Below are 19382 nucleotides of genomic sequence, written 5' to 3'. Positions count from 1 at the left end.
GGAAGCACATATCAGACAGAAGGAATTGACTATGCAGACAAAAACCATGGCGGCTGGCGGTTACCACTATATTCCGGGCGTAATGCAGTATTCAGCCGGCGTTGCCGCCCTTGAAGGTTACCGCATCGTCCGCGCCCGCTTTTTCGATGTCGTGCCAATGAAAGAGGCCTTTGAGCGCATCGCCGCGCATCTCGGCGAAAACGGCCGCCCGCTGCAAGCCTTCTGCGCCTGCGAGATGCGCTCGCCCGGCCAGTTCACCGAGGAGGGGTTTGCCGCCTTCAACACGCTTTACGCCGAAACGCTCAGCGCCTGGAGCATCATGGAAGGCGATGACAATCCGGTGGCGCGTTCCAATATCTGCCCCGAGATCGGCGCGCCGGAGGAGCCCGGCTTCCATGCCTTCTGCTACACGGTGAAGGATGAGAACGCACCGAAGACCTTCGCGATTGCCGGTTCCGGCGAGGTGCCGGAGGGCAAGGCCAATTACCGCGACCATATCGTTCGTCCGGGTGAGACAGGTCCTGACGCCATTCGCGAGAAGGCGGCCTTTGTGCTCGATGAGATGGAGCGCCGCATGGGGTTTTTCGGCGGCAAGTGGGCGGATACGACAGCGGCGCAGATCTATGCGGTCCATGACATCCACCCGTTGATCGAGACGGAACTGGCGCCGCGCGGCGCCCACCGTAACGGGCTTTCCTGGCACTATAACCGGCCGCCAATTGTCGGTTTGGAATATGAGATGGACTGCCGTCGGGTGTTCGACGAAATCATTCTGTGAAGCGACGCAGGCGCGGGGTGTGCAGGTGAACCTCAGCCTGGAACGCTTTCGGGAAGTAAGCGCTTAAAGACATCGCGTTGCACGAGCAGCCTTGATGAAACAACAAACGGCTGTGAGCAAAAAAACAGTGTCCAAATCCCGCCCCCGCAACCACTCTGCAGAGTGATATATTACTACGTGCTTCAAAATGAAATTCAGGTCAATGCCGAATTTGGGCGGACGCCTTGCACCTATGTCAGCCGTTCAGATGCTTGCCCGAGCGACCTGTTGTTCGTTTCGGCACTGTGAAAGGCACAGGGTGTAGATGAAGCCGGCAGATGCTGCGCGACGCGCGAAGGGTCGTCCCAATCAGACATACGCTTAGGGCGCAGACGCGTAACGCTTCAACCCATCAGGCTTATCTCAAAGAGATAAACCGGTGAGCCACCGGGGGCGTTCAGTCGTTTCCGCTCGCGAGTTGCAAGCCTGCCCAAGTGGCATATTTGTCGCCGGTCTCACGGATGTGGGTATAACGTTTAAGGGTCACCCAGGACCTGTGTCCGCTGACCGCTGCGACATGCGGGATGTTCCAGCCCATCTCGAACAGGCGCGAGATGCCGTCATGGCGCAGATCGTGGAAGTGCAAGCCTTCAATTCCAAGCAGCTTGCAAGCCCGCGTGAAGTTCGCTGTGATTGCATCCGGGGAGTAGGGGAATATCTCCGATTTACGCTTGGGCATGCTGTCGATGATACGGATGGCTTCGTCGGGCAGGTCGACCTAGGTATCATTGCCGATCTTCTCACCCGGGTGCTTCATGTCACGAGCCAGGATGCGTTTGTGTTGCTTCTGGAAATCTGCCCAGGCGAGGCGGGTAATCTCTGCCTGTCGGCGGGTCGAGAAAAGAGCGAAAACGATCACCTTGTGCATTGGCATGGCCTGAGGTGTTCTTCGGCGCCGATCGATGAAATGCGTCGATAATCGGTCGAGTTCGTCGAGGGTGGGTCTGCGGTGCCGCTGAGCTGAGCGGGATATGATCCCCATGCGGCGCGCCACCGTGATGGCGTCTCTCATTTCCCTGTCGTCAAGCCGAAAGTCCCACATCGGCCGCGCGATGGCAAATATGGAGGCGAGGTGGCTTGCGTAGTTCCCAACGGTTTGTGACTGCCCGGGAAGGGACTGAAGGAATTCGATGATATTCTTCGACCTGATGGCGGAGCAGGGCATGTCGGCGATCGGATAGGTCGAGATGGTCTTCAGGAGTTGTGCCTTCGTGCGTCCGATTTCTTTGACCGCTTCTTCGGTATAGCGCTCGATGGCCTTGGACAGCGGCGGGTCGTATGCGTTGAACTCCTCCAGTGCGCCAGGTCTGGCCAGCTCTTTCTCGCGTTTCTTTATCCATGCGGCTGCAGCTGGGCGTCTGTCAAAAGTCTTGGTCTCGTGATAGGACGTCCCCTCTCGCATCACGCGCAAGCGGGCAAGGTAGCTGCTGCTGCCATCTTTTCGTTTGCGTGTTCTGATCGAGCCCATGGTGATCTCCTGATTTGGTACTTTGTACCAAGTCCAGTGTCGAAATCGACGGGTTTGGTACCGAACGAGCGGAAAAGAGACAGAAATAAGGTTTCTATAAGTGTCTGAAAAAACTGAAAAACAGGAGTTTCCAGCGGCTTCCCGCTTTTCCGTTGCGCCTATGATCGACTGGACGGATCGGCATTGCCGGTTTTTTCATCGGCAGATGATGACCCGCGGGCAGGTGTATACGGAGATGATCGTGGCCGATGCGGTGCTGCATGGTGATCGCGACAGGCTGCTGGGCTTTGCCTTGGTCGAGCATCCCGTGGTGCTGCAGCTTGGCGGGTCCGATCCGGTGAAGCTTGCGGACGCGGCGGCGATCGGCAGTGATTTCGGGTATGACGAGATCAATCTCAATGTCGGCTGCCCGTCGGACCGCGTTCAGTTCGGTACGTTCGGCGCCTGCCTGATGAAGACGCCCGAGGTCGTGGAACGGGCGGTCTCTGCGATGAAGGCGGCTGTTTCGGTGCCCGTCACGGTCAAATGCCGGATCGGCGTGGACGATCAGGATCCCACGACGGTGCTTCCGGATTTTGTCGACCGGATGGCGGGCGCCGGGGCCGACGCTTTGTGGATACACGCCCGCAAGGCGTGGCTGCAGGGGTTGAGCCCCAAGGAAAACCGTTCGGTCCCGCCGCTCGACTATCCGCTGGTCTATGCCATGAAGGAGCGCCATCCCGATTTCTTCATCGGCATCAATGGCGGCATCCTGACCATGGACGCGGCGGAAGCCCACCTTGAAAAAGTCGATGGCGTGATGATCGGTCGCGCGGCCTACCAGACGCCCGCGTTTCTGGCCGATGTCGATCATCGACTGTTCGGCGAGCCGCGCCGGGCGCTGGACTGGCAGGCGCTGCGCGACGCGATGATGGTTTATGCGGACCGTGAACTGGCCGCGGGCACCCGGCTCTCGCAGATCACGCGCCATATGGTCGGCCTGATGAGCGGCTATGCCGGCGCGCGGCGCTATCGCCAGATCCTTTCAACCGAGGCGACGAAGCCGGGCGCGGGGCCGGAGGTGATCGCGCGCGCGTTCGACGCAGTTGCGCTGGATGAAAAAGCGGCCTGATCCGGCCGCTTGTGACTGCGACGGCCGGCGGCCCGCTCGCATCCGTTTCGAATTTTCGAGGCCTGTCCGCGCTTAGAGTATCGGGCGACTAATTGGCATTGCCCGATACTCTGAATTCTTCCTTTTTGACGCGTCGGGTTAACGAAAAACCGGATTCGGCTTTTTCGCCCGACGCTCTAGCCGGCGAGCGCTGATCGCACGGCATCGATCGCGGCATCGGCATTCGCGCCATCGGGGCCGCCGGCCTGGGCCATGTCCGGACGTCCGCCGCCGCCCTTGCCGCCGACTGCGGCAGAGGCCGCGCGCACCAGATCGACGGCGGAAAATTTCTGCGTCAAATCTTCGGTCAGCGACACGACGACGCTCGCCTTGCCGTCTTCCGCCACGGCGATGAAGGCGACGGCCGTATGATCGCGGTTGGTCTTGGCTGTGTCGGCCATGCCCTTCAGGTCTTTTGCCGCCACGCCCGAGAGCACCTTGGCGATCAGGTTGATATCGCCGATCTTCTCGGATTCATCGGCCGATCCCGAGCCGCCGAGCGCAAGCTGCTTGCGTACCTCCGTGAGTTCGCGCTCCAGCCGACGGCGTTCGTCCAGCAGCGCATCCACGCGGTTACCGACATCGTCGGGCTGGACCTTCAGACTTGCCGCAAGCGCCTTCAGCTTTTCATCCTGGTCGGTGAGATAGCGCCGCGCGTCAACGCCGGTCAGCGCCTCGATCCGCCGCACGCCGGCACCGACGGCGCTTTCGCCGACGATCCTGATCAGGCCGATATCGCCGGTGGCGCGCACATGGGTGCCGCCGCACAGTTCCAGCGAATAGGTCTTGCCGGCCTTCTCGCCCGACGTCGCGATACCCATCGACACGACGCGGACCTCATCGCCGTATTTCTCGCCGAACAGCGCCATGGCGCCTTCCGCGATCGCGTCGTCGACGCTCATCAGCCGGGTTGCGACCGGGGCGTTCTGCAGCACGATCTCGTTGGCCATGTTTTCGACGTCGGTCAGTTCCGCCGCGCTCAGGGGCTTGGGGTGCGAAATATCGAAGCGCAGCCGCTCGGGCGCGACCAGCGAGCCCTTCTGGGCGACGTGGTTGCCGAGCCGCTCGCGCAGCGCCTCATGGATGAGGTGGGTGGCCGAGTGGTTGGCGCGCAGCCGGGACCGGCGAGCGTGATTGACTTCGAGCGAAACCGGCTCGCCGCGCGCGATTTCGCCCGTCTCGACGGTGGCGTAGTGCACGAACAAGCCGCGGCCCTTTTTCTGCGTGTCGGTCACGCGCAGAACGGCCTTGTCGGTCCGGATCGTGCCGGTATCGCCCATCTGGCCGCCGGATTCGCCGTAAAACGGCGTCTGGTTGACGACGAGGGCGACGGCATCACCCTCCCGTGCGCCTTCCACCGAAGCGCCATCCTTGACGAGCGCCTGGACTATGCCCTCTGCCTTTTCGGTGTCGTAGCCGAGAAACTCGGTCGCTTCGTGCTTCTCGCCAAGCTCGAACCAGATGGTCTCGGTCGCCTTGTCACCAGAGCCCTGCCAGTGGGCGCGGGCTTCGGCGCGCTGGCGGTGCATGGCGTCCTGAAAGCCGGTGAGGTCGACATGGATGCCGCGGGCGCGCAGGGCATCCTGGGTGAGATCCAGCGGGAAGCCGTAAGTGTCGTAGAGCTTGAAGGCGGTCTCGCCATCGAGGCTGTCGCCCTTCTTCAGGTTGCTGCTGGCCTCGTCAAGCAGCGTCAGGCCGCGGTCGAGCGTCTTGCGGAACCGGGATTCCTCAAGCTTCAGCGTCTCGGAGATCAGCGCCTCGGCGCGATGGAGTTCGGGATAGGCGCGGCCCATCTCGCCGACCAGGACGGGAAGAAGCTTGTAGAGCACTGGCTCGCGCGCGCCGAGCAGTTCGGCGTGGCGCATGGCGCGGCGCATGATCCGGCGCAGGACATAGCCACGGCCTTCATTCGACGGCAGGACGCCGTCGGCGATCAGGAAGGCGGAGGAGCGCAGGTGATCGGCGATGACACGGTGGCTGGCGCGATGCTCGCCCTCGGCCTTGACGCCGGTGAGATCCACGGACGCGGCGATCAGGTTGCGGAACAGATCGATGTCGTAATTGTCGTGCTTGCCCTGAAGCACGGCCGCGACCCGTTCCAGGCCCATGCCGGTATCGATCGAGGGGCGCGGAAGATTTTCGCGGCGGTCGGCGGAAATCTGTTCATACTGCATGAACACCAGGTTCCAGATCTCGATGAACCGATCGCCATCCTCTTCCGGCGAGCCGGGCGGGCCGCCCCAAATATGGTCGCCATGGTCGTAGAATATTTCCGAGCACGGGCCGCAGGGGCCGGTATCGCCCATCGACCAGAAATTGTCCGACGTCGCGATCCGGATGATCCGCTCCTCGGGAAGACCGGCGATCTTCTTCCACAGGTCAAAGGCCTCGTCGTCCTCGTGGTAGACGGTGACCAGCAGCTTGTCCTTTGGAAGCGCGAATTCCTTGGTGATCAGGTTCCAGGCGAGCGAGATCGCGCGTTCCTTGAAGTAATCCCCGAAGGAGAAATTGCCCATCATCTCGAAGAAGGTATGGTGGCGCGCGGTATAGCCGACATTGTCGAGATCGTTATGCTTGCCGCCGGCGCGCACGCATTTCTGCGCGGTCGTTGCGGTGGAGTAGGGCCGCGATTCAAGTCCGGTAAAGACGTTCTTGAACGGCACCATGCCGGCATTGGTGAACATCAGCGTCGGGTCGTTATGCGGCACCAGCGGACTGGACGCGACGACTTCATGACCGTTCTGCCGGAAGTAGTCGAGGAAGGTCGACCGGATTTCATTCACGCCATTCATGCTGCGCACGTCCCTTTGAATTCTGGTGTGTCCGTTTCCCGGCTTTTAACGACAGGCGAAGATACTGTCCAGACAAGACAAAACAGCGGCCCCGGAAAGCCGCTGTTTAATCAAACTCACGAAGTGCGACGAAGCCTATTCGTCGTTGGTTCCGGTAGCTTCGCCATCGTCTTCACCCGTATCGAGCAGACCTTCGGAAAGCAGGCCGGCATTCTGGCGAAGCGCAAGCTCGATCTCGTTGGCGGTTGCCGGGTTGTCCTTCAGGAACTGCTTGGCATTCTCACGCCCCTGGCCGAGACGCTCGCTGTTATAGGAGAACCAGGAGCCGGACTTCTCGACGATGCCGGCCTTGACGCCGAGGTCGATCAGTTCGCCGGTCTTGGACACGCCCTCGCCATACATGATGTCGAACTCGACCTGCTTGAAGGGCGGGGCCATCTTGTTCTTCACCACCTTCACGCGGGTCTGGTTGCCGACCACTTCGTCGCGATCCTTGACCGCGCCGATACGGCGAATGTCCAGACGAACGGAGGCGTAGAACTTCAGCGCGTTGCCGCCGGTCGTGGTTTCGGGCGAGCCGAACATGACGCCGATCTTCATGCGGATCTGGTTGATGAAGACGACCATGCAGTTGGAGCGGGAGATCGAGCCTGTGAGCTTGCGCAGCGCCTGGCTCATCAGCCGCGCCTGCAGACCGGGGAGGCTGTCGCCCATCTCGCCCTCGATTTCCGCGCGCGGGGTGAGGGCCGCGACCGAGTCGATCACGATGACGTCGAGCGCGCCGGAGCGCACCAGCGTATCGGCGATTTCAAGCGCCTGCTCGCCGGTGTCGGGCTGGGAGATCAAAAGGTCGTGCAGGTCGACGCCGAGCTTGCGGGCATAGACCGGATCAAGCGCATGCTCGGCATCGATGAAGCCGCAAATGCCGCCATTCTTCTGAGCCTCGGCGATGGTCTGCAGCGCCAGCGTGGTCTTGCCGGAGCTTTCCGGGCCGTAGATTTCGATAATGCGTCCCTTGGGCAGGCCGCCAATGCCGAGCGCGATATCAAGGCCAAGGGAACCGGTCGACACCGTTTCGATCTCGACGATGCTGTCATTGGCGCCGAGCTTCATGATCGAGCCCTTGCCGAACGAGCGCTCGATCTGGGAAAGTGCCGCTTCCAGCGCCTTGCTCTTGTTCACCGATTTTTCCTCGACGAGTTTTAGTGAATTCTGTGCCATGGACCTTATCCCTTGTTGTCGCTGCCGCCTAGACGATTTCAGAACTTACATATTTGTACTCCATTTGTTCCATTCCCGCAAGCCCTTGTCAAATCATTGTTTTATATATAGAAAGGCAACAATGTTCCGGTTATGTATTTCCGCTCGAAAGCTTGTGTACGGCGTTGCGGGAGGAGGAAAGCGCCGGTCGCGGCCGCCTCAGTCCGCCGTTTCGTTTTTCTGGGCTTCGATTCGTGCGGCGGCCTCGTCGAGAGTGGCGCAGTAGGCGACGCGCGGTTCGGAGATCCCGTGGCTTTCGAGGATCGACCGGACGCTCGGCGTCGCGCCGGCGAGCAGAACCCGAACCTTGCGGTGTTCGGCCTTGCCGATCGTGCCCTCCAACACGTTGGCGGCGGAGGAATCGACATAGGGCACATCGGAAAGATCGAGCACGAAATTGCGCGCGCCGCCGGCCACCCGGTCGAGCACGGAGCCGACGGTGGCGGCCGCGCCGAAGAAGAACGCGCCCGAAATGCGGTAGACCACGGTGTCGGGATCGGTATTGGCGATCGGCGATTCGGCCCTGGCGTTGTAGTCGGAATAGGGGTTCACGGCGACATTCTTGCCCATGCGGTCGATGAACATGACGGCGCCAAGCGCAAAGCCGGCGACGATGCCTTCGGTCAGGTCGCGGAAGACCACGAGCAACAGCGTGACGAGCAGGATGACGGCATCGCCGCGCGAGGTCTTGAGCAGCGTCCGGATCGCGGCCTTCTCCACCATCGTCCAGGCGACGACGGCCAGAACGCCGGCGAGGGTCGCCAGCGGAATGAAGCGGGCCAGCGGGGCTGCGACGATCATGAACAAGAGCAGGAAAAGCGAATGCAGCATGCCGGAAAACGGGCTGGTCGCGCCGGCGCGCACATTGGTTGCGGTGCGCGCGATCGTGCCGGTCACGCAGATGCCGCCGAACAGGCCGGAGGCGATATTGGCCACGCCCTGGCCGACCAGCTCCATGTTGGAGCGATGCCGGCGCCCGGTCATGCCGTCGGCGACGACGGCGGAAAGCAGCGATTCGATCGAGCCCAGCAGCGCGAAGGCGAAGGCATCGGGCAGCACCGAGATGACCTTCTGGACCGACAGCGCAGGCAGGGCCGGGGTCTGCAGCCCGCGCGGCAGGCCGCCGAACTGGCTGCCGATGGTTTCCACCGGCAGGTTGAACGCGAAGGCCGCAAGGGTTGCCACGGCAACGGCGATCAGCATCCCCGGCCAGCCCGGCCGGAAGCGCTTCACGGCTATGATGATGGCAATGGTCAGCACCGCGATGGCAACGGCTGAAATATTGGTGGTGCCGACATATTGCGCCAGATAGGCGACCTTTTCGGCGAAGGGGCCCGGCTCCTTGCCGGGCAGGTCAAGGCCGAAGATCGCGGAAAGCTGGCTGGCGAAGATGATGATGGCGATGCCGGCCGTGAAGCCGACGGTCACCGGATAGGGTATGAAGCGGATATAGGCCCCGAGCCTCAGGTAACCGGCCGCGATCATGATCAGGCCGGAAAGAATCACGGCGATGATCAGCCCGTCAATGCCATTGCGTTCCACCGAGGCTGCGACCAGCACGATGAAGGCCCCCGCTGGGCCGCCGATCTGGTGGCGGCTGCCGCCCAGCAGCGAAACGAAGAAGCCGCCAATGATCGCGGCGTAGAGCCCCCGGTCGGGCGAAACGCCGGAGGCGATCGCGATCGCCATCGACAGCGGCAGGGCAACGATCGCGACGGTCAATCCGGAAATGGCGTCGCTTTTCAGACGGGAAAAGGAATAACCTTCGCGCAGAACGCTGACGGTCTTGGGAACGAGACGGGTGGGCATGATCATTTCACCTGGGGCCGCGGATGGGCAGGCGGATCATTGCACCCGAGGGGCGATTCCGCAAGATTTGTCAATGCGACCTGTGTTTGAAAGGCAATGTCAAACGGGAGTGAACGGTTGTGATGAAAGATATGGATGTGTTCGGGACCTATGAGCAAAGGCTGAAGCGGGTCAGCGATTATATTGCCGTCCATCTGGACGACGCGCTCGACTACGCGAAACTCGCCGAGATCGCCTGCCTGTCGCCATGGCACTGGCACCGGATCTACCGGGCCGTCTATGGCGAAACCATCCACGCCACGGTGAAGCGCCTGCGTCTGCACCGGGCTGCCGGCGAACTTGTCAACAGTGCGGCAGGCATAGAGAGCATTGCCCGCCGTTCCGGCTATTCAGGCGTCGCATCATTCACACGAAGTTTCAAATCCGCTTATGGAATGGCGCCGGCGGGTCTGTTCCGGCCGGATATGCAGATGGTCGGCATCTATTATTCGGACCCCGGCCTTGTGGCTGAGGAAGAGCTGCAGTCTTTCGCCGGCCTTGTCGTGCCCGCCGGCTTTACCCCGCCCGCAGGGCTGACGCTGCGCGAGATCGCCGGTGGTCGGTATGCGGTCTTGCGCCACAAGGGGCCATATGCCGAGCTTCACAAGGCCTATGGCTGGTTTTACGGCAGCTACCTTCCCGCCAATGGATACGAGCCTGCGGACGCGCCGCCTGTCGAGGTCTATCTCAACAATCCGCGCGAGGTCGCGCCCCAGGACCTGCTGACGGAAATATGCATACCGATCAAAGGGTAGGCGGCGTCACTTGTCGCCGAGCTTCAGCGCCGTAACCGCATCGCCACTATCCGCAATGTAGTCGCCGGCATCCTGCTGGCGCTGGAGCAGCAGGATGAAGAGGAAGTCGGTCAACATCAGTTGGGCATCGCGGGCGGTGATTGCCGAGGAGCGCACCTTTTCCTCATCGGCGATGGTGTAGAGATTGACATCGGCCACGCGGGCGATGGCGTTCTGTTTCGGTCCCGTCAGCGAGATCACGGTGACGGCGCGCTTGCGGGCAAGTTCGGCGATCCGCACGGTCTCGATGCTCGCGCCGGAATAGGAGAGCGCGAACAGCACATCGCCGGATTTGGCGGCCGAGACATTCGCCATCTGCACGTGACTGTCGGAATCATGCAGCGCGTAGCGGCCGAGCTTTTGTAGCTTGTAGCAGAAATCGCGCGCCACCAGCGACGACGCGCCGACGCCGGCCACATGAATGCGCCGCGCGGCATCCGTGATGTCGAGCGCCCGCGAAATCGCGGTCTCGTCATTGGCGGCAAGCGTCTGCTGCATGGCGTGCATCTTGCTGGCAAGCAATTTCTGCGCGATCGTGGCGTGGCTGTCGTCCAGCTCGATGGTCGCATGCAGCGCGCCGGGCGCGCGCCACTCGCTGGCCTTGGCCTTGCTGACGGCGAATTTCATGTCCTGATAGCCGGAAAAACCCAGTTTCTGCGCGAATTTCACCACGCTCGACTGGCTGCGCCCGGTCTTCTCGGCAAGGCTGGCGGACGACAGCCGCAGCACCTCGTCGGGATGGGCGAGGATGAAATCGCCGATCTGCCGGTCGGCCGGCGCGAGGCTTTCCAGCTGCGCTTCTATGATGCTGAGGACGGACACGGCCTGCCTTTCCGAGAGGGTCGAACGAGAAGAATAATAAATTCCTGAATTCAGGAATACAATGGAATTGTTGCGAATTGGTTTTCGTTGATTGCCTGGGCCGGTTTGGAATAAATTATTCTCAATATTATTTGACAGTTGGAATTCTCGATTATAGCCTCTGGGCAAGATAGCAGGCTGCCGCTGCGGATTCGTCCATCGGCAAGCCTTGTAGGGCAGGGGAATTCCAACGTGAATCTGTTGAATGGCGAGCTCGACAAACTGGTCTCCGAAGGGCGCAATCCGAAAAGCGTCGAACTGGATCTTCTGAGCACGAGCGAGATCCTTGAAACCATCAATGCCGAGGATGCGCTGGTGGCCGGGGCAGTCGCCCGCGAGATCGCGCCGATCACGGCCGCGGTCGAACGCATCGTGGCCGCGTTCAATGCCGGCGGACGGCTGATCTATATCGGCGCCGGCACCAGCGGCCGCCTCGGCGTGCTCGATGCTTCGGAATGCCCGCCGACATTCTCCGTGCCGCCGGGCATGGTCGTCGGCCTGATCGCTGGCGGGAATCCGGCGCTCACCACGGCGGTCGAGGGCGCGGAGGATGACCCTGCTTTGGGGCGCGCCGATCTTGAGGCCGTCAATCTTTCGAAGCGCGATGTCGTGGTCGGAATCGCCGTCAGCGGGCGCACGCCCTATGTGATCGGCGCGCTGGACTATGCCCGCGAAGTTGGGGCAGACACGGTCGCGCTCTCCTGCAACCCATCTTCCGCGATTGCGGCCATCGCCGATATTTCGATCGCGCCCGTCGTCGGGCCCGAGGTCCTGACCGGCTCCACCCGCCTGAAATCCGGCACGGCGCAGAAGCTGGTGCTCAACATGCTGAGCACGGCGAGCATGATCCGTATCGGCAAGGTCTACCAGAACCTGATGGTCGATGTGACGGTCAGCAACGCCAAGCTTTACGCCCGCGCGGTGCGCATCGTCATGGAGGCCTCGGGCGTTGGCGCCGACGCGGCGGCGGCGCTTCTGGAGAAAACCGGAAATGACGTCAAGCTCGCCATATTGCTGGCGCTGACCGATATGGATGTGCAGGAAGGCCGCGATCTGCTGTCGAAATCGGGCGGCTATCTGCGCAAGGCTATCAACCAGAAGACGGCGCAAGGCCGCGAAGACTGAAGTCGCTCCGGTCGCGACGACCGGCAACAATCATCATCTCGAGGGAATTGATCATGGGAAGAGTTCAAATCAAGACGATCGCATCGGCGCTGGCGATTGCCGCCGCGCTCGCGGCAGCGCCGGCTTCGGCAGAGACACTGAAAATGGCATGGTCGCAGGATGCGACCGGCCTCGACCCGCACAAGCAGACCGCATTCGCGTCGATCCGCCTGCTGGAACTCGTCTACGAGCCGCTGGTGCGCACAGATGCCGAACTGAACGTGGTGCCGGCCATCGCTTCCTCCTGGGACTTCTCCGAGGACGGCAAGACGCTGACATTCAAACTTGATCCGAATGCAAAATTCTCCAATGGCGACAAGGTGACGCCGGCGGATGTGAAAGCATCGTTCGAGCGCATTCTGGACGAGGCCACCAGTGCGGCGGCCCGCTCCAACTTCCTGTCGATCGAAAGCATCGATACGCCGGATGATGAAACCGTCGTCTTCAACCTGTCGCAGCCGGACGTTCCGCTGCTGACGGCGATGTCGTCGATCAACGCGGCGATCGTTCCCGCCTCGGCGATCGAAGCCGGTACGCTTGGCACCGAAACCCTCGGCTCCGGCCCGTTCGTGCTGGAAAACTGGGAGCCCAATTCCAGCGAGACGCTGACGGCCAATGAAAACTGGGCCGGCGGCGAGCTCGCTATCGACGGGCTCGATATCTCGGTCCTGCCGGACGAGACCGCCATTCTGGCATCGCTGCGCACCGGCCAGGTCGATTTCGCGCTGATCAACGATCCGCTGGTCGCCACGCTGGTGCCGTCCAATCCCGGCCTGACGCTCGATCGCGAGCCGGTGCTCTCCTACCACGTACTGCAGCTCAATGCCGAAGAGGGCGCGATGAAGGAGCTCAAGGTCCGCCAGGCGATCTCCTGCGCGATCGACCGGCAGGACGTGCTCGATGCCGCGCTTCTGGGCGAGGGCGAGGTAACCGGTCCGCTGACCATGCCGGCCTTCGCCACCGACCCCTCCGAACTGTTCTGCTACACGCAGGACCTCGACAAGGCGAGGGCGCTGATGGAGGAGGCCGGCTATGCGGACGGCTTCTCCGCCAAGGTGATGGCCGCGACCGGCGAGCCGCCGACGGCAGCGGCAGAGGCCCAGGTCATCCAGTCGCAGCTTGCCGAGATCGGCATCGATCTCGAGATCGAGATGATGGAGCTCAACGTCTATATCGACCGCTGGCTGAAGGGCGATTTCGACATGGCCGTGGCGCTGAACGGCGGCCGCACTGATCCCTACACCATGTATAACCGCTACTGGACCAAGGACGGCAATCTCAACCACGTCGCCCATTATATCGACGACGAGCTCGATACGCTGATGAATGAGGGCCGCGTGGAAACCGATCCGGCCAAGCGCAAGGAAATCTTCGCGGAATTCTCCAAACACATCACCGAGGTTTCGCCCTGGGTCTGGCTCTATACCGGCTACAGCTACACCGCCAGCACCGACAAGGTGAAGGGCTTCGAGGCAACGCCGACCGGCTCGCTCTTCGGTCTGACCGCCGTCACCGTCGGCGAATAAGAAAAGACACGAGGTCAACGCTCCATGAACTATCTGACCCGAAGACTGGTGACCTTTCCTCTGGTCATGCTCGGGGTGTCGGTCCTCGTGTTCATCTCGATCAGGCTGGTTCCCGGCGACGCCATCACGGCGATGCTGGGGACCGAGGCCGGCCTGCTGACGCCGGCCCAGCGTGCCGCGCTTGAAACCTATTTCGGCATGGACCAGAGCTGGTTTGGTCAATACTGGCACTGGCTCGGTGGCGCGCTCACCGGCGATCTCGGCATTTCGGTCACCTATGGCAAGCCGGTGCTGGAGGTTATCCTCCGGGTGTTTCCGCTGACGCTGGAACTGGCGTTGCTGTCGATGATCGTGGCGCTCGCCATTGGCCTGCCGGCCGGCATTTACGCCGCCACCCACGCCGAAAAGCCGTCCGACCTTATCGTTCGCATCGTCGCGATGATCGGCCAGTCGACGCCGAGCTTCGTGGTCGCGCTGCTCGCGATCTACGCGCTGTCCGTCTGGTTCGGCGTGTTGCCGGCCATGGGCACGTTCACGCCTTTGTTCGAAGATCCGCTGAAGAACCTCGCGCAGATGATCCTGCCGGCCCTCACTCTGGGCTTCGCTTTCGCCGCCGCCGTCACCCGCATCTCGCGTTCCGCCATGCTCGATATTCTCTCCGACGACTATGTCCGCACCGCCCGCGCCAAGGGCGTGCCGCAGCGCAAGGTGATCTGGCACCATGCGCTGCCCAATGCACTGATCCCGGTGGTCACCGTCTCCGGCGTCGAGTTCGGCTATCTGCTGGGCGGCGCGGTGATTGTCGAGCAGGTGTTCGCGCTGCCGGGGCTGGGGCGCACGGTGCTGGATGCCATTCTGCAGCGCGATTACGCGCTGGTGCAGGGCAGCGTGCTGTTCATTGCGCTCAACTTCATGATCGTCAATCTGCTGGTCGATCTCGCCTATGCGGCGCTCGATCCGCGTATCCGGCTGGGAGCGCAGTGATGGCCCTCATACGCTCCATTTTCTCCCATCCGAGCGGCCGCATCGGCGGCGCGATCGTCGGGCTCTATATCGTGATCGCGATCCTCGGTCTGATCGGCGTCACCCCGCACGACCCGCTGACGCAGTTCCGCATCGACCGCCTGCATGCGCCATCCGCGACCTACTGGATGGGCACCGATCTGCTCGGCCGCGATGTCGCCAGCCGGCTGATGATCGGCATCGCGCAATCCTTCATCGTGTCGTTTTCCTCCGTGGCGCTGGCAACGATCGCCGGCATCGTCCTCGGCCTTGCCGCGGCCTGGTTCGGCGGCAATTGGGATGGAGCAATCATGCGGCTGATGGATGTGCTGCTGGCGTTTCCGGCGATCCTGCTGGCGCTCCTGATCATCACCATTGTCGGCCCCGGCACCTGGACCAGCGTGATGGCGATCGCCTTCGTCTACACGCCGATCTTCACCCGCGTGGTGCGCGGCCCGGCGCTGTCGCTGAAAACCCGCGAATTCGTCGATGCCGCTCGCACCTTCGGGTCTTCGCGCTCCTACATCCTGTCGCGGCACATGCTGCTCAATCTGGTGGCGCCGCTCACCGTGCAGGTGACTCTGGCGCTGGCCTGGGCGCTGCTGACGGAGGCGGGGCTTTCCTTCCTCGGTCTCGGCACCCAGCCGCCGCAGGCCTCTCTCGGCCTGATGCTGAGCGAGGCCCGCAACCTGATGGAGATGGCGCCATGGCTGCTGATCTTCCCCGCACTTGCGATCATGCTCGGCATTCTCGGCTTCAACCTTCTGGGCGATGCGCTGCGCGACATTCTCGATCCCCGCTCGAGGAGGGCAGAGGCATGAGCAGACTTGTTTCCGTCTCCGATCTCCGCGTCGGCTTCGGCAAGAAGCCGGAGAAGAACGAGGTCGTGCGCGGCGTCAGCTTCGATCTTTCCCCCGGCGAGACGCTTGCGATTGTCGGTGAAAGCGGCTCGGGCAAATCCGTCACCTCGCTCTGCCTCAACCGTCTTGTCGATTTCGGCGGCGGCAAGATCACCGGCGGACGGATCGACTACACGCTGGCGGATGGCAGCACCGTCGACATCGCGAGCCTGCCGGAAAAGCGCCTGACCGGCATTCGCGGCCGCGAGATCGGCATGATCTTCCAGGAGCCGATGACCTCGCTGAACCCGGTCCACACGATCGGCGAGCAGATTGCGGAAAGTTTTCGTCTTCATCACGGCCTCACCGGCAAACAGGCGATGAATGCCGCGCGCGAGGCGCTTGAGCGCGTCCGCATCTCGGACGCGGCGCGGCGGCTGAAATACCATCCGCATCAGCTTTCAGGCGGCATGCTGCAACGGGTGATGATCGCGACCGCGCTGTCGTGCAATCCGCGCCTGCTGATCGCGGACGAGCCGACGACCGCGCTCGACGTGACGGTGCAGGCGCAGATCCTCGCGCTGCTTTCCGAACTGAAGCGCGAAAGCGATATGGGCCTGATCTTCATCACCCACGATATCGGCCTCGTCGCCGGCATCGCCGACAAGGTGATGGTGATGCAGGCCGGTGAGGTGGTCGAACAGGGAGCGACCGACGCGGTTCTCGACAACCCGCAGCACGCCTATACCCAGCATCTCTTAAAGGCGGTGCCGCATTTCGCGGAGGGACGGGCGGTGCGCAGCGACTTTACTCGCAAGCCTGAGGCCAAACCGGCGTTGGCGGTTGAAAACCTCACCGTGCGCTTTCCCGTCGCCTCCGGTTTCTTCAACAGACGGACGGGCGCGGTCCATGCCGTCGATGGCATCGATTTCGACCTGATGCCGGGCGAGACGCTGGGCATTGTCGGCGAAAGCGGCTCCGGCAAGTCGACGACGGCGCGCGCCATCATGGGATTGACCAAGCCCACGCGCGGCAATTTCTCGCTGGGCGAGGGCGGTTCCGTCGCCGCCCATGGCGATCCGATCCAGATGGTGTTTCAGAACCCCTACGCCTCGCTCAATCCGCGCCTTCGCGTCGACAGCATCCTCGCCGAGCCGGTGATAGCCACCGGAGGAAGGCTGAACGCTGAAACCCGCGCCCGCATGGCCGAATTGCTGAACCGCGTCGGCCTGCCGGAAAACGCGCTGACGCGCTATCCACACGAATTCTCCGGCGGCCAGCGCCAACGGCTCTGCATCGCCCGTGCGCTGATGCTGAAGCCCTCCGTCGTGGTGTTGGACGAGGCGGTGTCCGCACTCGATGTCTCGGTGCAGGCCATGGTTCTGGAACTGCTGACCGAGCTTCAGCGCGACATGAACCTCTCCTATCTGTTCGTCACCCACGACATGGCCGTGGTCGAGCGCATTGCCCACCGTATCGCGGTGGTCTATGCCGGCCAGATCGTCGAGATCGGCGATGCAAGGTCGGTGCTTGCCGATCCGCGGCATTCCTATACCAAGCGGCTGATCTCGGCGGTGCCGAGCATCGACCGCCGTCACCAGGACTATCGCCTCGACACCACCGACGTGCCATCGCTGGTGCGCCCTGCGGGCTATGAGCCGCCGCAGGCGGATTGGGTATCCTATGGCGATGATCATCTGGCGAGGGCCGAAGCATGAACGAGACCGGTTTCGACAAGGCTTTTGCAGCACTTGAGCAATCCGTTGCCGAGGGACGCATTCCCGGCGGTGTGCTGGGCCTCATGGACGGTAAAGGCAACCGGCTGACCCGGGCCGTCGGCAGGGCCGCGATCGAGCCGGAAGAGCGTCCGATGAATACCGACACATGGTTCGATCTCGCCTCGCTCACCAAGGTGATCTTCACCACGTCGCGCATTCTGGCGCGCGCAGAAGCCGGAGACATCGACCTCGATGCGCCGCTCACCTCTGTCATCCCCGATTTCCGCCAATATGATCCGAACTGCTGGGAGCGGCAGGTCACCTTCCGCCAGTGCCTCGGGCACCAGACGCATTTTCCGGCGGTCGAGCCGATCTACACCTATGGCGGCGATCCGGACCGGCTGAGAGCCTTCGTGCTGCAGCGGGAATGGCGGCGGGTGGAAACGCCGGTCTATTCCGACATCAACTACATCCTGCTCGGCATAGCGCTGGAACGGCTTTCCGGCAAGACGATCCGCGATCTCGATCCGGGTCCCGGATTCGCCTGGTCCGCCGATCCTGCGGAAACGGCCGCCACCGAGCGCTGCACATGGCGCGGCCGGGTGATGGCGGGCGAGGTGCATGACGAGAATTGCCACGCCCTTCAGGGCTCCGGCCATGCCGGGCTGTTCGGGCAGGTCGACGCCGTTCTGGATTTCGCCCGCGATCTGCTGGAGCGCGATAGCAGGGGCTATGCGGCAGTCAACCTGATGCGGGAACCCTTGTCCGAACGCCGCACCCATGGGTGGGAGCGACCCTATGAGGGCTGGCATGGCGGCGCGCTGTGCTCGCACGCAACCATCGGCCACACCGGCTTCACCGGCACCTCGCTGTGCGTGGATTTCGAGCGCGGCCATGCCTGGACGCTCTTGACCAACCGGGTTCACCCCAGTCGCCATTTCGACAGTGGCATCATGGCGCTGCGCCGCGCCGTCAGCGATTTCATGAATGGAGCCGACTAATGGCCGAGGACTTCAAGCCGGTCTGGGCCGTGGGCCTGATGACGGGCACCGTGCTCGACGGCAATATCGATGTCGCGATGCTGAAGACGGACGGCGTCAGCGTCGAGCAATTCGGCGCCTATACGTTGGCGCCCTATCCGCAATCGACCCGCGACCTGCTGGAGGAAACGCTGGCCGCCGCCCGCAAGTGGAATTTCGAGGGACCGGAACCCGCGATTTTCGCGAAAGCCGAGGAGGTTCTGACCCGCGCCCAGTCCGCCGCCGTGAAGGCGCTGGTGGAGGCGGAGGGCCTGAGCATGGCCGATATCGGCGTCGTCGGCTTTCACGGTCAGTCGGTGCTCCACCGCGCGCCGACGAAAGAGCGCATCGGCGATACCCGCCAGCTTGGCGACGGCGCGCTGATGCACGACCTGCTCGGCTGCAAGGTCGCCTATGATTTCCGCACCGCCGATATCCGCGCCGGCGGGCAGGGCGCGCCGCTCTCCGCCGGCTACCACCAGGCCCTGCTGCGCGGCCTCGACACGTCCGGCGAGACGGCGGTGCTCAATCTAGGCGGCGTCGCCAATGTCACCGCATGGGATGGCGGCGAGCGCCTGATCGCCTTCGACACAGGCCCCGCCAATGCGCCCCTCAACGACTTCATCAAGGCAAACGGCCTTGGCGAGATGGACCGCGACGGCAAGCTGGCGCTGTCCGGAACCGTCGACGAGGAACGCTTGTCGCGACTGCTCGAACATCCCTATCTTTCAACGCCTTATCCGAAATCCCTCGACCGTTTTGACTTCACTGCTGAGATGGCCGACGGCCTCGATCCTGCAACAGGCGCGGCAACCCTGACCGCCTTCACCGCGGCCGCCGTCGGCAAGGCGCTCGATCTGCTGCCCGTGCGTCCGAAACGCCTGATCGTCTGTGGCGGCGGACGGCGCAATCCGGCGATCATGCAGATGCTCGGCTCGCGCGCCGGCGTTGAAGCCGTGCCCGCCGAAACGGTCGGCTGGCGCGGCGATGCGATCGAGGCGGAGTGCTTTGCGTTTCTTGCGGTACGGACGCTGCGCGGTCTGCCGATCAGCTTCCCGACAACCACAGGCGTGCCACAGCCGATGACGGGCGGGCGGCTTGCCGGATAGGCGGATGCCGGTGCA

The 19382-nt window shown here is 62.8% G+C and carries 16 protein-coding genes; 10 read left to right on the top strand and 6 right to left on the bottom strand.

The features are described from left to right. Positions 1–31: 31 nt before the first annotated feature. On the top strand, positions 32–778 hold the full coding sequence (locus K7H91_RS00475; protein ID WP_230718163.1) for a hypothetical protein: 747 nt from the start codon (positions 32–34) through the stop codon (positions 776–778). Positions 779–1214: 436 nt separating this feature from the next. Here the strand turns inward: K7H91_RS00475 and K7H91_RS25655 are convergent, their stop codons facing one another. Both K7H91_RS25655 and K7H91_RS00470 read right to left on the bottom strand, forming a co-directional pair. Then, positions 1215–1496 (bottom strand): tyrosine-type recombinase/integrase, encoded by a 282-nt coding sequence (locus K7H91_RS25655; protein WP_330165980.1) that lies wholly within the window; start codon positions 1494–1496, stop codon positions 1215–1217. A gap of 39 nt (positions 1497–1535) precedes the next feature. Next, complete coding sequence (locus tag K7H91_RS00470) at positions 1536–2285, bottom strand: hypothetical protein (RefSeq protein WP_330165979.1); 750 nt, start codon at positions 2283–2285, stop codon at positions 1536–1538. A gap of 100 nt (positions 2286–2385) precedes the next feature. Here K7H91_RS00470 and dusA point away from each other — a divergent pair, with 100 nt between their 5' ends. Beyond that, the gene (gene dusA / locus K7H91_RS00465) at positions 2386–3396 is read left to right on the top strand and encodes a tRNA dihydrouridine(20/20a) synthase DusA (protein WP_330165978.1); all 1011 of its coding nucleotides are present in this window, start codon (positions 2386–2388) and stop codon (positions 3394–3396) included. 176 nt (positions 3397–3572) lie between these two features. Here the strand turns inward: dusA and alaS are convergent, their stop codons facing one another. From alaS to K7H91_RS00450, 3 genes are all read right to left on the bottom strand, one after another. Further along, positions 3573–6227 carry an alanine--tRNA ligase gene (alaS, locus tag K7H91_RS00460; RefSeq protein WP_230718159.1) on the bottom strand — a complete coding sequence of 885 codons (2655 nt, stop codon included), beginning with the start codon at positions 6225–6227 and terminating at the stop codon, positions 3573–3575. 135 nt (positions 6228–6362) lie between these two features. Further along, positions 6363–7448 (bottom strand): recombinase RecA, encoded by a 1086-nt coding sequence (gene recA / locus K7H91_RS00455; RefSeq protein WP_230718157.1) that lies wholly within the window; start codon positions 7446–7448, stop codon positions 6363–6365. A 198-nt stretch (positions 7449–7646) separates the two neighbouring features. Further along, positions 7647–9296: a SulP family inorganic anion transporter gene (locus tag K7H91_RS00450; protein ID WP_230718154.1), complete on the bottom strand. Its 1650-nt coding sequence runs from the start codon at positions 9294–9296 to the stop codon at positions 7647–7649. A 122-nt stretch (positions 9297–9418) separates the two neighbouring features. Here K7H91_RS00450 and K7H91_RS00445 point away from each other — a divergent pair, with 122 nt between their 5' ends. After that, positions 9419–10090: an AraC family transcriptional regulator gene (locus K7H91_RS00445; RefSeq protein WP_230718152.1), complete on the top strand. Its 672-nt coding sequence runs from the start codon at positions 9419–9421 to the stop codon at positions 10088–10090. Between the two features lie 6 nt (positions 10091–10096). Here K7H91_RS00445 and K7H91_RS00440 read toward each other — a convergent pair whose 3' ends face one another. Beyond that, complete coding sequence (locus K7H91_RS00440) at positions 10097–10951, bottom strand: MurR/RpiR family transcriptional regulator (RefSeq protein WP_230718150.1); 855 nt, start codon at positions 10949–10951, stop codon at positions 10097–10099. A gap of 231 nt (positions 10952–11182) precedes the next feature. Here K7H91_RS00440 and murQ point away from each other — a divergent pair, with 231 nt between their 5' ends. The 7 genes from murQ to K7H91_RS00405 are packed head-to-tail and all read left to right on the top strand — an operon-like array spanning position 11183 to position 19367. Beyond that, positions 11183–12115, top strand: coding sequence for an N-acetylmuramic acid 6-phosphate etherase (gene murQ / locus K7H91_RS00435; protein ID WP_230718147.1), 933 nt, complete (start codon positions 11183–11185; stop codon positions 12113–12115). Between the two features lie 53 nt (positions 12116–12168). Further along, positions 12169–13680, top strand: a complete 1512-nt coding sequence (locus K7H91_RS00430) for an ABC transporter substrate-binding protein (protein ID WP_230718145.1) — start codon at positions 12169–12171, stop codon at positions 13678–13680. Positions 13681–13704: 24 nt separating this feature from the next. After that, positions 13705–14664, top strand: coding sequence for an ABC transporter permease (locus K7H91_RS00425; protein WP_230718143.1), 960 nt, complete (start codon positions 13705–13707; stop codon positions 14662–14664). Beyond that, positions 14664–15503, top strand: a complete 840-nt coding sequence (locus tag K7H91_RS00420) for an ABC transporter permease (RefSeq protein ID WP_230718142.1) — start codon at positions 14664–14666, stop codon at positions 15501–15503. The genes K7H91_RS00425 and K7H91_RS00420 overlap by 1 nt, the downstream gene beginning before the upstream one ends. Continuing rightward, the gene (locus K7H91_RS00415) at positions 15500–17239 is read left to right on the top strand and encodes an ABC transporter ATP-binding protein (protein ID WP_230718139.1); all 1740 of its coding nucleotides are present in this window, start codon (positions 15500–15502) and stop codon (positions 17237–17239) included. The genes K7H91_RS00420 and K7H91_RS00415 overlap by 4 nt, the downstream gene beginning before the upstream one ends. Further along, positions 17236–18240, top strand: coding sequence for a serine hydrolase domain-containing protein (locus K7H91_RS00410; RefSeq protein ID WP_230718137.1), 1005 nt, complete (start codon positions 17236–17238; stop codon positions 18238–18240). The genes K7H91_RS00415 and K7H91_RS00410 overlap by 4 nt, the downstream gene beginning before the upstream one ends. After that, positions 18240–19367: an anhydro-N-acetylmuramic acid kinase gene (locus K7H91_RS00405; protein WP_230718135.1), complete on the top strand. Its 1128-nt coding sequence runs from the start codon at positions 18240–18242 to the stop codon at positions 19365–19367. The genes K7H91_RS00410 and K7H91_RS00405 overlap by 1 nt, the downstream gene beginning before the upstream one ends. Positions 19368–19382: the final 15 nt, after the last annotated feature.

It is taken from the genome of Martelella mediterranea, assembly GCF_021021415.1.
GTDB lineage: Bacteria > Pseudomonadota > Alphaproteobacteria > Rhizobiales > Rhizobiaceae > Martelella > Martelella mediterranea_C.
Note: the sequence above shows the minus strand (reverse complement) of the source record. Positions and strands in the feature narration are given on the sequence as shown.